Annotated in this window: 15 protein-coding genes; 4 read left to right on the top strand and 11 right to left on the bottom strand. The window is 67.9% G+C overall.

Features of this window, described 5'->3' with window-relative positions; all coding sequences use genetic code 11:
- Nucleotides 1-23: 23 nt before the first annotated feature.
- Nucleotides 24-590, top strand: a complete 567-nt coding sequence (locus ACU6XJ_RS27845; protein ID WP_476318041.1) for an FKBP-type peptidyl-prolyl cis-trans isomerase — start codon at nucleotides 24-26, stop codon at nucleotides 588-590.
- A gap of 69 nt (nucleotides 591-659) precedes the next feature.
- Here the strand turns inward: ACU6XJ_RS27845 and ACU6XJ_RS27840 are convergent, their stop codons facing one another.
- The 3 genes from ACU6XJ_RS27840 to ACU6XJ_RS27830 all read right to left on the bottom strand — a co-directional run bounded on the left by ACU6XJ_RS27840 (nucleotide 660) and on the right by ACU6XJ_RS27830 (nucleotide 2782).
- Entirely contained in the window at nucleotides 660-1010 is a 351-nt protein-coding gene (locus ACU6XJ_RS27840) for a hypothetical protein (RefSeq protein ID WP_476318038.1), read from the bottom strand.
- A gap of 213 nt (nucleotides 1011-1223) precedes the next feature.
- Nucleotides 1224-2150: a quinone oxidoreductase family protein gene (locus tag ACU6XJ_RS27835; RefSeq protein ID WP_476318672.1), complete on the bottom strand. Its 927-nt coding sequence runs from the start codon at nucleotides 2148-2150 to the stop codon at nucleotides 1224-1226.
- A gap of 122 nt (nucleotides 2151-2272) precedes the next feature.
- Nucleotides 2273-2782: a hypothetical protein gene (locus ACU6XJ_RS27830; RefSeq protein ID WP_476318036.1), complete on the bottom strand. Its 510-nt coding sequence runs from the start codon at nucleotides 2780-2782 to the stop codon at nucleotides 2273-2275.
- Between the two features lie 154 nt (nucleotides 2783-2936).
- Here ACU6XJ_RS27830 and ACU6XJ_RS27825 point away from each other — a divergent pair, with 154 nt between their 5' ends.
- Entirely contained in the window at nucleotides 2937-3698 is a 762-nt protein-coding gene (locus tag ACU6XJ_RS27825; protein ID WP_476318033.1) for a bestrophin-like domain, read from the top strand.
- A gap of 48 nt (nucleotides 3699-3746) precedes the next feature.
- Here the strand turns inward: ACU6XJ_RS27825 and ACU6XJ_RS27820 are convergent, their stop codons facing one another.
- Nucleotides 3747-3869: a hypothetical protein gene (locus tag ACU6XJ_RS27820; protein ID WP_476318030.1), complete on the bottom strand. Its 123-nt coding sequence runs from the start codon at nucleotides 3867-3869 to the stop codon at nucleotides 3747-3749.
- Between the two features lie 454 nt (nucleotides 3870-4323).
- Between ACU6XJ_RS27820 and ACU6XJ_RS27815 the strand changes: the two genes are divergently transcribed.
- Nucleotides 4324-5031: a helix-turn-helix transcriptional regulator gene (locus ACU6XJ_RS27815; protein WP_476318027.1), complete on the top strand. Its 708-nt coding sequence runs from the start codon at nucleotides 4324-4326 to the stop codon at nucleotides 5029-5031.
- 4 nt (nucleotides 5032-5035) lie between these two features.
- On the opposite strand, the gene ACU6XJ_RS27810 is transcribed toward ACU6XJ_RS27815, so the two are convergent.
- From ACU6XJ_RS27810 to ACU6XJ_RS27785, 6 genes are read right to left on the bottom strand one after another with little or no spacing between them, the layout of a single operon-like run.
- Nucleotides 5036-6292, bottom strand: a complete 1257-nt coding sequence (locus ACU6XJ_RS27810) for an acyl-CoA dehydrogenase family protein (protein ID WP_476318024.1) — start codon at nucleotides 6290-6292, stop codon at nucleotides 5036-5038.
- Nucleotides 6289-7176: an SDR family oxidoreductase gene (locus ACU6XJ_RS27805; RefSeq protein WP_476318022.1), complete on the bottom strand. Its 888-nt coding sequence runs from the start codon at nucleotides 7174-7176 to the stop codon at nucleotides 6289-6291. Before ACU6XJ_RS27805 ends, ACU6XJ_RS27810 begins: the two co-directional genes overlap by 4 nt.
- Before the next feature lie 3 nt (nucleotides 7177-7179).
- A complete protein-coding gene (locus ACU6XJ_RS27800; protein WP_476318019.1) occupies nucleotides 7180-8013 on the bottom strand; it encodes a MaoC/PaaZ C-terminal domain-containing protein in 834 nt (277 codons plus the stop codon).
- Nucleotides 8013-8444, bottom strand: a complete 432-nt coding sequence (locus ACU6XJ_RS27795; RefSeq protein ID WP_476318016.1) for a type II toxin-antitoxin system Rv0910 family toxin — start codon at nucleotides 8442-8444, stop codon at nucleotides 8013-8015. The genes ACU6XJ_RS27800 and ACU6XJ_RS27795 overlap by 1 nt, the downstream gene beginning before the upstream one ends.
- 27 nt (nucleotides 8445-8471) lie before the next feature.
- Nucleotides 8472-9662: a lipid-transfer protein gene (locus tag ACU6XJ_RS27790; RefSeq protein ID WP_476318013.1), complete on the bottom strand. Its 1191-nt coding sequence runs from the start codon at nucleotides 9660-9662 to the stop codon at nucleotides 8472-8474.
- Between the two features lie 12 nt (nucleotides 9663-9674).
- Entirely contained in the window at nucleotides 9675-10571 is an 897-nt protein-coding gene (locus ACU6XJ_RS27785) for an AurF N-oxygenase family protein (RefSeq protein WP_476318010.1), read from the bottom strand.
- A gap of 90 nt (nucleotides 10572-10661) precedes the next feature.
- On the opposite strand from ACU6XJ_RS27785, the gene ACU6XJ_RS27780 reads away from it, so the two are divergent.
- Nucleotides 10662-11348, top strand: coding sequence for a TetR/AcrR family transcriptional regulator (locus ACU6XJ_RS27780; protein ID WP_476318007.1), 687 nt, complete (start codon nucleotides 10662-10664; stop codon nucleotides 11346-11348).
- Here the strand turns inward: ACU6XJ_RS27780 and ACU6XJ_RS27775 are convergent.
- Nucleotides 11327-15109, bottom strand: coding sequence for an nSTAND1 domain-containing NTPase (locus ACU6XJ_RS27775; protein ID WP_476318004.1), 3783 nt, complete (start codon nucleotides 15107-15109; stop codon nucleotides 11327-11329). The two genes, ACU6XJ_RS27780 and ACU6XJ_RS27775, sit on opposite strands and share 22 nt — an antisense overlap.
- Between the last annotated feature and the right edge of the window lie 128 nt (nucleotides 15110-15237).

Here is a 15237-nt window from a genome sequence, read left to right as displayed (position 1 = left end):
AGCGGCGGCTAGGCTCGCCAGCCATGCGTACCACCAAGGGCCTAGTAGCCCTCCTCCTAGGCGCCGCACTGGCTGTGGCCGGCTGTAGCAACGGCGAGCGCGCCTCCGACGGGAATACCGCCGCGGCGACTTCGACGACCCAGTCCGCCGCTCCGACGCCGACGAAGGCTCACGGCAAGGAGTGCACGGCCGAGGACATCAGGGTCGAAGCAAACGGCTCGGTGCCGACGATCACGCTGCCCAAGGACTGCGACCCGCCGAAGCAGTTGGTGACCAAGGACCTGGTCGCAGGCGCTGAGCCTGCGATCAAGGCAGGTGACACCGCGACCGTGAACTACCACCTGGTCATGTGGTCCACCGGTGAGGTCGTGGACTCGTCCTTCGAGCGCGGTGAGACCTTCGACGTGTCCCCCGTAGGCGAGGCCGCCGTCATCAAGGGCTGGAACGAAGGCCTGATCGGACTGAAGACCGGTGGCAAGCGGCTGCTGATCGTGCCATCCGACAAGGGCTACCCGCAGGGCCGCGGCCAGATCAAGCCCGGCGAAACCCTGGTGTTCGTCATCGACGCGGTGAAGGTCACGTCCGCCTGACCCGTCCAGTCCGGCACCGTGATTCCCACGGTGCCGGACTTCGTTCTATCCCGGTTGCTGCGGAGCGTCCTAGGGGTAGTTGATTTGAATTCCGTCGGGATCGATGAGTTTGGTCCTGACCGGGCAATGCACGTAGACGGGGTCCGAAACCAGTCCTCGTTGTTCAGGGGTGTGATACCACTGGCTGTGGGTGGAATGTTCGCATTTGATCGCTCCATACCAGCGCAGGTTGCCATTCGCGGGCGGGCGACAGCGGAATGCGCCGTTTCCGGTCGAGTTTTCGGAACCTAACCGAACGCTGTGTTCGCATGGTCCGTCGTAGGTCCACGGTTCGGCGCCCGCGGGCGAGGTGACGGCCGCGACCATGCTTGCCGCCAGCACCACACCGAACAGGAGTGCCCGCAGAGGATTGGGTTTCATGTTTGCTCCAGCCTCATGAAGAGCCGACGGGATTCGGCTTGGAATTCACGCATTACCAGGTCTCGTGAGCATCCTCTTATCAGGGTAGAGCTGAACGGAGTTCGTGGTCAACACTATTGCATTGACAACGCCTTTCCGTGGTTGAATTCGTGCAATAGTGAATGTGTTATTTAGCCCTTTTTTCGTGCCGCTCGAATGCGCTGGCGTAGTGGATCAGGGCAACAGCAGGACTTTTCCGGTGGTAACCCGACCCTCCAGGTCACGGTGGGCTTCGGTGGCTGAGGTCAGGGGGTAGGTGCCGCCGATCCGGACCCGCAGGGCGCCGGACAGCGCGGCCGAGAAGACCTCGCCTGCCCGATGCTCCAACTCCGCGCGGGTGGCTGTGTAGTGGGCCAGCGTCGGACGCGTGATGTAGAGCGACCCGCCCGCGTTGAGGCGCTGGAGGTCGAACGGTGGCACCGGGCCGCTGGCGGCGCCGTAGAGGACCAGGGTGCCGCGGCGGCGCAGGCTGGCCAGGCTGCCGTCGAAGGTGGCGGCGCCGACGCCGTCGTAGACCACCGCCACACCCTCGCCCGAGGTCAGGGAGAGGACGGTCTGGGCGACGTCGACCTCGGTGTAGCGGATGACCTCGTCGGCACCCGCCTCGCGGGCCAAGCGCTCCTTGTCCTCGGTGGAGACGGTGGCGATCACCCGCCCGCCGCGGGACTTCACCAACTGAGTCAGCAGCAGGCCGACGCCGCCCGCGGCCGCGTGGACGAGGACCGCGTCGCCGGGCTGGACCGGGTAGGAGGAGTTCGCCAGGTAGTGGGCGGTCATGCCCTGCAACGGCAGCGCGGCGGCGGTCCGCAGGTCCAGGCCGGGTGGCACGGCCAGCGCCACCGCGGCGGGGACGAGTACCTGCTCGGCGTAGCTGCCGAGCACGCCTGCCCAGGCGACCTGGTCGCCGACCGCGAAGCCCTCGACGTCGGGGCCGACCTCGGTGACGGTGCCCGCGCCCTCCTGACCGAGCCGGATCGGCAGCGGCAGGGGGTAGAGCCCGCCGCGGTGGTAGGTGTCGATGTAGTTCACGCCCACCGCCGCGACGTCCACCAGCAGCTCACCGGGGCCCGGCTCGGGTGCCGGAACGTCGACGAGTTCCATAACCTCGGGACCGCCGGTGGTGCTGACCTCGATCGCGCGCAAGATGGGCCTCCGGGTAGCGGGACGTGTCGCCTACGTTCTAGCGCAACGCTCCGCTACCGGCTTCTTATGCCTCGAGGACTTCAGCGTCGGCTTGCCGCGGCTCCGGCTGCTGCGCCGCCCGCGAAGATCGTCATGACGACAATGGCCGTCACCCACCGGCGGGATTCCTCCTGCTGGTTGTCCGCCGCGAGGACGGGCGGTGCCGCCACGGCGGGCTTGGGACGCCGGGTGGTGGGCGGCGGTACGACCGGAGGAGGTGGCGGCGGCGGAACCTCCACCTGGGGTTGGCGCTGCGGCGGTGGTGGCGGGGCCTGCGGCGGCGGGACCACGGGCGCGGGCCGCGGTGGGGGAGTGGTGACCACCGGGGGCGGCGTCGTCGTGGTCGTGGTGGGCGGCGGGGTCGTCGTCGGCTTGGGCGGTTTGGGACAGGTCGGCTGCAACGGGTGGAAGCTGACCGTGATCCCGTCGTGCACGTAGACGTGCAGCAGGTGCAGGCAGATCGGGAAATGCTGCTGGACCGGGGCCGCCGCTGCCTGGGCGGGCAGGACGAGAAGAGGCAGCGTCGACGCGAACAGGGTCAGGCAACCCAAGGTTCGGGTAACGGCGCCACTCCTCGATCGGGGCCGACGATAATATGATTCGGCGTCGGCCTTGTCCGACATGGCAATCCCACCCTACGATTCGCCGCGGCGTGCTCGCTGTTCACGATACTTCGCGCTGCTCCCGTTCCAGGAAGGCATACGGGTGAATATTTATCTGACCGGGCTGTTGGTTGTGCTGGGCACCGCCGTTGTAGCGGCACTTCTATATGTAGTCAGCCAGCGCATGCGAACGGACGAGCCGGAAACAACGACCGATGTTGCCGGAAACGTTTTCACGTTGGTAGCGGGACTGAACGCGGTCCTGATCGCTTTCGTTCTCATCTCCCAGCTCGACGCCATCGGGCAGACCGAGGACGGCGTGGACAGGGAGGCAAATCAGCTGCTGGCAGTGGTCTGGTCTGCGGAAACGCTCCAGGAGTCGACCAAGGCCAAGGTCAACGAGCTGGCCACGTCCTACGGGCAGACCGTAGTGAAGGACGAATGGCCGCGAATGGAACGCGGCGAGGAAGTCGAGAAGCGCGGCGGGCAGATCCTGGACGAACTCCGCCTCACCCTGGCGGGTGCACCGGCCAATGGATACTTGCAGGAGGAACAAAAACTGCAAGCCTCCAAGCAGGTGGTGACGCTCTACGAGGCTCGTCACGATCGGTTGGGTGCGGCTTCCTCCGGAGTAAACCCGGTCGTGTGGTTCGCGTTGATTATCGGGGGAATCATCACTATTCTTTTCCCCTTCATTCTGGGGCGTACCAGAGTCATTCTGCACACCACGATCGTGGTCACGCTGACGATCACCATCACGACCCTGCTGTTCGCGATCTACCAGCTGGACAACCCGTTCACCAGCCTTCAGGTCTCCAGCGACCCGATGGCGGAGGTGGTGGAGCAACTCGGCAGGCCTGCCTGAGCCGTGGGGTGGCCGGTTCACCCCCCAGCGAACCGGCCACCCCACGCGTCAGCGCTTCCCGCTGTCGGTCTCGTCCGCACCGTGGATTTCCCACCCGTTCCAGTACCAGCGCGGCTCAGCCGCGTGGTCCTCTTCGGGACGGACGTTCTCTTCTGCCAGTACCTGTGCCATTTCTCCCCCATTGTGTTATCGCTTTGACAGAAACGACAGGCTCCCCTTCGCCTACAGCTTTGCGTGCGGGTCAATTCGAATAAATCCCTGGATTGAGGGATGGCCGCGGAGGACACTCGGGGCTATGAGGGGGAGCGACACCGCGCACTGCCTGATAGCCGCCACGGAGGCGAGCAGCACGTCCTGCCTGGGTGAACAGGTGTCTCAGCTGTTCCGTAAGACGGTGCCGCATGACGGGTACTACCTCGCGGGAGTGGATCCGATCACCGGTTCCACCTGCTTCTTCCACCACGAGAACGCGTACGGGAGTGATTCGTATTGGCGCATGGTCGAAAATGAGGCATTCGGTAAGGAGTTCTTTCGCCTCCACCAGCTTATCCAGGGCAACGAGAAAGTCAGGGTTCTCGATTCCGAGCGAGACCGAAAGCGACGCAGTTTCCGACTACATGAGATCATGATTCCCGAAGGCGTCGGCCGCGAACTGCACATCGTATTGAAGTGGCGCAACCGGGTATGGGGCTCGGTGGGTCTGCTGAGGGCGGTGGGTGGGCGACCCTTCACCTCGGACGAGATCGCGTTGGCGGAGCGGATCTCCGCGCCGCTGGGCGCGGCCTTCCGGCAGCGGGTGGCGAACCTACGGCTGCGCCCCGCCCGCGACCTCGCGCCCGGCGTCGTCATCGTGGACGAGAACAACCGGATCCACGGCATGACCGGAACCGCGCGGCACTGGCTCAACCGAATCGGGGTGGATGACCGCGTCGCCACCGAAGAGCTGCTCACCATCCACGTCCGTGAGCTCTCCCTCGTCGCGCGGCTCGGCGCAGGCCGATTCGGCCCGCGGCCCGCGGTGACCCGGACACCTGCCGCCGCGGGGTGGATGACAACCCAGGCGGAGTTGCTGGACGGCCACGCGGCGGGGCGGGTGGCGGTGACCATCGGGCCGGGCTCGCGTGAGCTGCTGCTCCCGGCCCTCGCAGCCTGGTACGACATCACCCCGCGGCAACAGGGAGTTGTCGAGCAGGTCTGCGAGGGCCTGTCCGGCAAGCAGATCGCGCGCAGGCTCGACCTGTCCGCCTACACCGTCAACGACCACCTCAAGGCGATCTTCTCCAAGGTGGGGGTGAGCAGCAGGGAGGAGCTGATCGCCACCTTCTCGGGCTGACGGCTCAGCGCAGCAGGTCGCGCGCGATGTGGGTCACCTGGATCTCGTTGCTGCCCGCATAGATCTCCAGCGACTTGGCGTCGCGGGCCAACTGCTCCACCCGGTACTCCGCCATGTACCCGTTGCCGCCGAACAGCCTGATGGCGTCCATCGCCACATCGGTGGCCGCCTCCGAGGCATACAGCTTCATCGCCGAGGCCTCCGCCAGCGACGGCGTCTTGCCCTCGCGCAGCACCTCCACGACCCGGAACACCAGGTTCTGCACGTTGAGCCTGGCGACCTCCATCTTGGCCAGCTTCAACTGGATCAGCTGGAAGTCCGAGATCGGCTGGCCCCACAGCGTGCGGCTCTTGGCGTAGTCCACCGACAGCCGCAGGCACTCCTCGATGATGCCCAGCGCCATCGCGGCGACACCGAACCGCTCGATGGTGAAGGTGGACCGCGCCGAGTCCCGGCCGTCGGTCACCGTCTTCTCACCGCCGAGCTTGCGGTCGGCCTCCAGGTAGACGTTGTCGAAGAACAGCTGCCCGGTCGGCGAGGAGTGGATGCCCATCTTCTTGAAGGGCTTGGACTGGATGAAGCCCTCCATCCCGGTGTCCAGCACGAACGTCAGCACCGGCTGCTTGCGCCGGTCCGGCTCCGTGCCGTCGTCCAGCTTCGCGTACACCACCACCGTGTCGGCGTAGGGGCCGTTGGTGGTGAACGTCTTCTGCCCGTTCAGCACGTACCCGTCGCCCTTGGGCTTGACCGTGGTCCGCATGCCGCCGAAGGCATCCGACCCGGCGTCCGGCTCGGTGATGGCCCAGGCGCCGACCTTCTCGAAGGTCAGCAGCTCCGGAATCCACCGCTCCTTCTGCTCGATGGTGCCCTTGGACATGATCGTGTTCACCGCGAGCCCGGTGTTCACGCCCATCGCGGTGACCAGGCCGGGGGAGACCTTGCACAGCTCGGCGACGGCGATCAGCGCCAGCGCCTCCTGCCCGCCGAGGTCGGCGCCCAGCCCGCCGCCGCCCTTGGACTTCTTCTTGGCGGCGGTCTCCGCGGGCGGGTTGTCCCGCTTCTCCTTCTGCTTCTCGATGATCGTCTTGAACGCCTCGCGCGCCATGACGTCCACGCCGAAGGTGGAGAAGAACTTGCGGATCAGGGGATAGGGGAGCATCTCCCCGGACTCCAGCGCATCGGCGTGCGGCCGGATCTCCTTGTCGACGAACTCCCTGATCGCATCGCGGATCAGGACCTCGGTCTCGGACCATTCGATCATTTCGTACCTTCCCAGTCCGCGATCCGGGATTCCAGCTCCGCGATCGTCCACGGCTTGTCGGTCTCGGTGGTGCGCTTGGCGTGCCAACCGCCGAGTTCGGAGATCACGCCGCCCTGCACGGCGTAGACCCGGCCGGTGACCGGGCAGCCCTCGGTCGACAGGTAGGCCACCATCGGGGAGATGTGCGCGGGGTGGAACGGGTCGAACGCCTCGGCGTCCTCCGGCTCGGCGAACAGCGCCTCGAAACCGGGCGTGGCCAGCGTCAGCCGCGTCCTGGCGATCGGCGCGATGCCGTTGACCCGCACCCCGTAGCGCTCCAACTCCTGCGCGGCGACCAGCGTCAGCGCCGCGATGCCCGCCTTGGCCGCGCCGTAGTTGGTCTGGCCGGGGTTGGGCATGAACGTGCCTGAGGCCGAAGCGGTGTTGACCACCGCCGCCTTGACGTCGTTGCCCGCCTTGCTCTGTGCCTTCCAATAGGCGCTGGCGTGCCGCAGCGGTGCCGCGTGTCCCTTGAGGTGCACCGCGATCACCGAGTCCCACTGCGACTCGTCCATGCCCGCGATGAACGCGTCCCGCAGAATGCCCGCGTTGTTGACCAGCACATCCAGCCGCCCGAACTCGCTCACGGCCTGCTCGATGAGCTCCGCGGCGCCGTTCCAGTCGGCCACGTTGGACGTGTTCGCCACGGCCCGCCCGCCCAGCGCGGTGATCTCGTCGACCACCTGCTGCGCGGGTCCGACATCCGAACCGCTCCCGTCGTTGGCCCCGCCGAGGTCGTTGACCACGACGGCGGCGCCCTCGCGGGCGAACAGCAGGGCGTGCTCCCGCCCGATGCCGCGCCCGGCGCCGGTGATCACCGCGACGCGCCCGTCCAGTGTTCCCACGATTTACTCTCCGATTTCCGCGAGGCCGTCCTTGACCACGACCTCGTCACCGACGGTTGTCTCGTACGCGAAGGTTCCGCTGCCTGCCTTGAAGATCCGCGTGGTGATGTCCTGCCCTGGCAGGACGGGCTTGGCGAACCGCACCGCGAGCCTGCGCAGCCGCTCGGTGCGGCCGTCGGCCACGGTCGTCAGCACCGCCCACGAGGTGAACGCCATCGTGCACAGGCCGTGCGCGATGATCCCTGGCAAACCGGACATCTTGGCGATCTCGTCGTCCAGGTGGATCGGCATCGGGTCACCCGAGGCCGGGGCGTAGCGGTAGGTCTGGTCCTCGTCCACGTGTGCCACCACCTCCGCCGCCGGTGCGGTCTCCCGCAGCGCGTCGTCGAAGGAGTGTCCCGGTGCCGGTTCGCCGACCGACTCGCCCGCGTCCACCTTGCGGAAGAAGGAGGTCACCCACTGCTCGTTGACCAACTCGCCGTCCTCGGTGCGGCAGTCGATGTACACCACGACGGTGGTGCCGTTCGGCTTGCCCGCGAACCCGATCGGCTTGGCCCGCGACACCAGCCGCATGCCGGGCACGATCGGCCGGTGGAAGGCGAAGTCCTGCTCGCCGTGCACCAGCTTGGGCAGCAGTTCCACCGGCGCCACCGACAGCGCGGCGGGCACCAGCGAGGTGAACACCGGCACGATCGCGAACACCGGCGGCGCGATCTCGCCGCTGCGGTGTCGTTCGATCGGGTCGTTGGTGGCCTCGGCGTAGGCCGCGATCCGGTCCGCGGTGACGTCGAAGGTGTCCGGCTCGCTCCAGACGCCGAGCCCTGAGGCGTCGAACATCAGGCGACCAGCTCGGACAGCTTCGCCAGGGACTTCTCCACCTCGCTCTGGGTGTTCTTGGCGACCGCGGTGCCGATCGGGCCGACGATCAGCTGACCGCTGAAGTCCGCGTCGATCGTGGCCTTGGAGCCGGAGCCCGCGGGCTCGACCGACAGCGTGAAGGCCACCTTGACGCCCGCCATGCCGGTGCCGGAGATCCTCAGCGAGGACGGCGGGTTGTAGGAGTCGACCGTCCACTCGATCTTGTTGGCCATGCCCATCACCGACACGATCTCGGTCATCGTGGTGCCGACCTTGATCTCGGTGGGGATCTCCGACTTCCACCCCTGGTGGATGGTCAGCCACTCCTCGAACCGTGCGGGCTCGGCCATCACCGACCACACCTTCTCCGGTGCGGCGGGCAGCTCGGTGGACACATTGACGCTGGCCATGATTCTTACTCCCTGTTTGTGCTGGAACTAGGCGTTCGCGGGCTTGTAGGCGGTCACGACCACGGCGCCGCCGAGGCCGATGTTGTGCTGGAGGGCGACGCGGGCGCCGTCGACCTGGCGGGCGTCGGCCGTGCCGCGCAGCTGCCAGGTGAGCTCGGCGCACTGGGCGAGGCCGGTCGCGCCGAGGGGGTGGCCCTTGGAGATCAGGCCGCCGGAGGGGTTGACGACCCAGCGGCCGCCGTAGGTGGTGTCGCCGTTGTCGATGAGCTTGCCGCCCTCGCCCTCACCGCACAGGTTCAGCGCCTCGTAGGTGATCAGCTCGTTGGCGGAGAAGCAGTCGTGCAGCTCGATGACGTCGACATCGTCGGGTGCGATGCCCGCCTCGTCATAGACCTGGCGGGCGGCGATGCGGGTCATGTCCGCGCCGACCAGGCTGATCGCGCTGCGGTCGGCGAAGGTGGACGGCAGGTCGGTGACCATGGCCTGTCCGACGATCTCCACCGCCTGGTCGGCCAGCCCGTGCGCGTCGACGAACCGCTCGCTGGCGAGGATGGCCGCGCCCGAGCCGTCGGAGGTGGGGGAGCACTGCAACCGGGTCAGCGGCTCGTAGACGACGGGGGAGTCGAGGATCTCCCGCAGCGTGAACACGTCCTGGAACTGGGCGTAGGGATTGTTGGCGGAGTGCCGGTGGTTCTTCTCGCCGATCTTGGCCAGCTGCTCGACGGTGGTGCCGTAACGCTGCATGTGCTCGCGGCCCGCGGCGCCGAACATCCACGGCGCGGGCGGCATCGCGAACTCGAACAGCTCCGCCAACGCCACGATGTGCTTGAGCATCGGCTGTTCGCGGTCGTCGTAGGTCGAGCCCAGCGAGCCCTTCTGCATCTTCTCGAAGCCCAGCGCCAGCGTGCAGTCCGCCGCACCGCTGCGCACCGCCTGTGTGGCCAGGAACAACGCGGTGGAACCGGTGGAGCAGTTGTTGTTCACGTTGACGATCGGGATGCCGGAAAGCCCCAGTTCGTAGACCGCGCGCTGGCCGGAGGTCGACTCGCCGTAGACGTAGCCGACGTAGGCCTGCTGGACGCTGTCGTAGGAGATGCCCGCGTCCTCCAGCGCCTTGGTGCCGGATTCCCGCGCCATGTCCGGGTAGTCCCAGTCCCGACTGCCCGGCTTCTCGAACTTCGTCATGCCGACGCCGACGACGAAGACCCTGTTGCTCATGGAAAAGCTCCCTTAGATGAGGTGCGCCCTGCGCCAGATGGCTTTGCTCGGTCCGCCGATGACGCCGACCTCGGAGAGGAAGCCGGTGATCTTCTCCGCCATCCAGCGCCGTGTCTCGTGGTGATGGGGGTTGGCCTTGGCGATGGGCCAGGCCACGTAAGGGTCGAGGCCGACCGCCTTGTAGACCCGCGGGTGGACCAGCGCGTTCACGACCTCGTGCGCGACGGTCGCGGTCACCACCCGGTGGAACTGCCGTTCCGCGCGGTTGAGCGTCGGCCACACCCTGGCGACCTCTTCCCGCGCGTACCGGACGTGCCGGGCTTCCTCGATGACGTGGATCCGGTTCACCATGCGGATCAGCGGCTGAATGCCCTCGTCGTTCATCATCGAGCGCTGCAACCGGTCGGTGATCTCCTCGGCGACCAGCACCGGAGCGAACAGCGACGGACCCCAGGCCACCGAGGCGTAGAGCTGCGCGAGCCGGTGCAGCCGCTTGCCGGGCTTGTAGCCGGGCACGTCGAACCGGTCGAGGGACTTCGCGAACATGATCACGTGCCGGGTCTCGTCGCCGATCTCGGTCAGCGCGTACTGCGCCGCCTCGCTGCGCGCGTCGAGGTTGTAGACGTGCCTGGCGAGCATCTGGATGAGCAGGATCTCGAACCACAGGCCGGTCGCCGTGATGCTGGAGATCTCGTGCTTGGACAGCTCGATCCGCTGTTGCTCGTCAAGCTGGTCCCAGAGCTTCGTGCCGTACAGCGACACCCGTTCGGCAGGCATGTACAGCTTGTCGGCCGGAAGTTGTGCCGCCCAGTCGATGTCCACCAAAGGGTCGTAGGAGTTTCGGGCCGAAGAGGCCAACAATCGTGTGGCGGTCGCCTCACCGCCGTTGGTCTTTGTGTCGCCGGCCATTTCCGCCTCCGTCACCGCTGGGCAAACTAGCCGATACTTCGAGTATCAGGTACATGGTGTACCGCCTACTGCTCGTTTATAGTTGGCCAAATGTCCGAAGCCGTCAAGACCCCCGCTGCCCTGGATGGCCGTGCCCGTCGATGGGAAGGTCACCGGGAGGCCCGGCGCGCCGAGTTGATCGACGCCGCGATCCGGGCCATCGAGGAGTACGGCCCCGAGGTCCGCACGGAGCAGATCGCCGCCGCGGCGGGTGTGGCCAGGCCGCGGCTGTACCGCTACTTCGACGGCAAGCCCGATCTCCAGCGCGCCATCGCCGAGCGGGCGGTGGAGCTGTTCGCCGCCGAATTGACCCCGCTGTGGAAGCCCGCGGGCTCACCGATGGAGATGATCGCCGCCGCCGTGCACGCCTTCCTGGGCTGGCTGACCGAGCACACCAGCCTCTACCACTACGTGCGCCGCGGGGTGGTCGAGGACGGCCGGGCGGACCCGTACACCAACTTCCGCCACGCCATCACCGCCCACCTCACCCGCCTGTTCACCGGCGAGGGTGAGCGCATCGGCGTGCCGGACGAACTCGCCGAACCGCTGGCCTTCGGTCTGGTCGGCATGGCGGAGTCCACGGTGAACGGCTGGTTGGACCGCCCCAACGGCCTGACTCGCGATCAGTTGGCCACGCACCTGATCCACTGGGTGTGGGCGATCATCGCCGACAACGCCCGCACCAACGGCGTCACGCTGGAGCCGCACGTCCCGCTCTACCCGCAGGGCGGGCGGTAGTCCACGCCGGGAAAGAACCGGTTCCACTCCTCCTCGGTCATCTCCGGTGAGGTCTCGGTGCAGATCCGCTGGATCACCGTGTCCAGATCGGGCTCCCACACGCGGATGAGCTGATCCGCGCCGCCGGTGGCCAACTGCCCTGCGGGGGCGAAGCCAAGTGACCAGCCCTCGCCGGGCACCCGCGGGCCGCCAAGGCTTTTCGGGTGGTCGGGATCGGTCACATCCCACAGGTGCAGCCGCCCGTCGTTGTTCGCCGAGACGAACGTCCGCCCGTCCGGGGAGAAGGCGGTCAGGTAGGAGAACTCGTCGGGGTCCTCGCCGCGCACCAGTCCGGCCTGCCGTGGGTGGTCCGGGTCGCTGAGATCCCACAGCGTCAAGCCGTCGGCGAGGAGGTTTCCGCTTCGGGAGAAGGTGATCAGTGGGCTGGCGGGACCGGGGCTGGTCAGCTGCGCTCTTGTCCGCGGCGCGCGGGGATCGCGGACGTCCCACACCTGGGCGTTGGGAAACCACCCTCCGATGGCGAGTGTTGTGCTGTCCGGGCTGAACGACACCGAGACGACCTCGTCGGAGAACCCGGTTAACGTCGTGATGTGCGTGGGACGGGTCGGGTCCGCGAGATCCCACAGCCGCACCGTGCGGTCGGAGCCCGCAGTGGCGAGCAGCCTGCGATCCGGGCTGACCGCGCCGCCGTTGACGATTCCCACATGCCCGGTCAGTACGTGCAGCCTGCGCGGCGCGGCGGCGTCGGAGACATCCCAGATCTGTGTACTGCCATCAGCGTGGACGGAAATCAGCGTTCGGGCGGCGCCGAAGGCGAACCAGCCCGCGTCCCCGAGGTCCATCGGAATGCGGGTCGGAGCGCCGATGGGGTGCCCGTCTTTCACCCGCCACAGCAGGTTCGGCCCACCTGGCCCGCCGGTCACCAGCAGGCTTCCGTCCTGGTTGTATTCCACCCACTGCACGGTCTGGGTGTGCCAATGGCCGGGCACGGTGTGCAGGTCGGTCAGCCGCACCGAGGCGTCCTCGCTGGCGGAAACCAGGGTGCCGCCATCCGGGCTGAAGGCCACCGACCACACGGCGCCGGTGTGGCCCTTGAGCGAGGCCAGCTTGACCGGTTCCGCGGGTGAGTTCAGGTTCCACAGCCCGATGGTCTTGTCGCTGCTGGCGGTGGCCAGGGTCCGCCCGTCCGGACTGAAAGCCAGATCGTGGATCCAGTGCGCGTGGCCGGTCAGCGCGGCCTGTAGTCGCGGGGCTTCGGGATTGGCCATATCCCACAGGCTGACCTGTGAGTCCGCGCCTCCGGTGGCCAATAACCCACCGTCGGGGCTGAACGCGATGGCGCTGCTGTTCTCCCGGTGCCGCAAAGTCACCGGTGGGCGCGTTTCATCCCCCAGGTTCCACAGCTTGGTGGTCTTGTCCCAGCTGGTGGTCGCCAATGTCCGGCCGTCCGGGCTGAGTGCCACCCCGTGCACATTGCCCTGGTGTCCTTCGAACGTGCGCACCAGCCGTGGGTTGCCGAGGTCTGTGAGGGTCCACAGCTTCGCGGTGTTGTCCATGGCGCTGGTGGCCATCAGACTGCCGTCCCGGCTGAACACGATGCGCCGCAGCTTGCCCGCGTGGGCCTGCACCGTGGTGATCCGCCGGGGATTGCGAGCGTCCGCGATGTCCCACAGCTGCACGATGTCGCCGCCGCCACCGACCGCGAGGGTGCGTCCGTCCGGTGTGAAGGCGGCGGTGTGAACCTGGTCGCCCTGCAACGGGAGCGTGGCCAGTCGCGTGGGTACGCGGCGGTTGGTGACGTCCCACAGCAGCGCTAGGTCGTCCTTGCCCGCAGTGACCAGTAGCGGCAGGCTCGGGTGGAAGACCGCGGCCCCGGTGGGTTTGGTGTGCGCGGTGATCCGGGCCGAGTAGGGGCCCGCGGAGAGGGTGCTGAGCAGACTGTCCCTGGTGCCGGGCAGCGGGTGCAGCCGGTGCGCTGCCAGCCGGAGCCTGGCTGCGAGCGCGGGATCGGTGTCCTGCAACTCGTTCGCCTCGATGATCGCCTTCTCCACCAGCGTCAGGTTTCGTTGCGCGGTGGCTTCGCGTTGGGCGTGCACGGCGAAGACGGTCGCCGTGCCGAGCAGCACCAGCAGCACGGTGAGCACGGCGACGAGTTGACGCAGCCTGCGGGTCCGGCGGCGTACGGTGGCCTGTTCCCGCTGTGCTGTCGCGGTGCTGGCGTCCAAGAACTCGCGTTCAACGTCGTTGAGCAGCACGTCGTCCCGAGCCGCCCAATCGGTGGCCAGCGCCAGCGGCGTGCCTCGGTACAACGCGTCCGGGTCGCGGCCCAGCGACAGCCACACCTGGGCGGCGTCGGTGAGCTGGCGGTGCGTGCGTTGACCCTCTCGGTCCGCCGACAGCCAGCCCCGTAGCCGTGGCCATGCCCGGATCAGCGCTTCGTGGGTGAGTTCGATGCTGTCGTGGTCGGCGACCAATAGCCGGGCGCCGGTGAAACGCTCGATCAGCTCCACCATCGCCGGGTCCTCGCCCAACTCGGCGCGATCGATGCGGCGTTTGGTGTCCTCGGTGCCTTCGCCGAGCGCGGTGAGTCTGCGGAACAGATTGCGCGCCAGCAGTCGCGCGTCCTCGTCCAGAGAGTCGTACAGCGTCTCGGCGGTCTTGGTCAACGCGCCGTCCAGGCCGCCGACGGCGGTGAACCCGGCCAGCGTGAGCGTGTTGCCCTGGCGGCGGCGCCAGGTTTCCCGCAGTGCGTGTGACAGCAGCGGTAGTACGCCCGCCCGGTCGTGGGCCTGTCCGACGAGGGTGGCCAGCAGCGCGCTCTCGATTGTGCAGCCCGCGCCGCGGGCCGGGTGCGAGATCGCCTTGCGCAGTTCGTCCGCGGTCATCGGCCCGACGGTGACCTGTGCGTCCCGCATCGCCGCCACCAGTTCGGCGTTGGTGGTGCAGTGCGGGTAGAAGTCGGCGCGGACCCCGAACACGACGCGACAGCGGCTGTTGTCAGCCGTGGCCGCGGTGATCAGCGCGGAGATGAACGCCTCGCGCTCCGCATCGTCCTGGCAAAGCGCGAACACCTCCTCGAACTGGTCGACCACGACGACCATCTCGGCGTCGTCGGGTTCGTCCGCGAGCGCTTGGCGCATCAGTAGGTGCACCGCACGCGGATCGTCGTCCAGTTCCCGGCGCACCGTCCCGGCCGTGCTGCCGGTGAGGCCCGCCAGGTGGATCGCGCACTCCTCCAGCGGTCGGCTGCCGGGCGTGAACACCAGCGTCCGGTCCAGCCGCGGCACCAGGCCCGCGCGCAGCAGGGAGGACTTGCCCGCTCCGGACGCCCCGAAGACCACCAGCAGCCGACGGCGGGCCAGTCGGGTGAGCAGTTCCTCGATCAGCTTCTCGCGTCCGAAGAAGCGATCGGCGTCCGCGGGCCCGAACGCGGCCAACCCCACATAGGGCGAGTGGCCGTCGGATGAGGCGGGCGCCGCGGTGAGTTCGGCGGCGTTCAGGTCGGTGGCGAGGGCGTGCCAGCGGCGGGTCCACTCGTCGACATCGCCATCGCAGGCCCGCACGAAGGCCAGCGTCACGTCCAGGCTGGGCAGGCGGCGCCCGCCCGCGGCGTCCGACAGCGTGGTGGAGGAGTAGTGCGCTCGTCGCGCGAGCTCGCGGTAGGGCGGGCTGCCCGCCTTCTCACGCAGCGCGCGCAGATCGGCGGCGAACTCCGGGAGCGGCGTGCCATCCAGTTCCAACGGACGTTCGGCGCGGGGCACCCCCCTCCACCCCCTCGATCATGTCCGGATGCTGTTGTCCGGCTCACGGACTCCGGCGCCGGACAACGTCTCTGCATTACACACGACGACGCCGGAGCGAGTTCCGGGAGGCCCGGAGGGGGCCTGTT

This window comes from Actinorectispora metalli (genome assembly GCF_056323685.1).
This window is presented reverse-complemented; position numbering and strand designations above follow the sequence as displayed.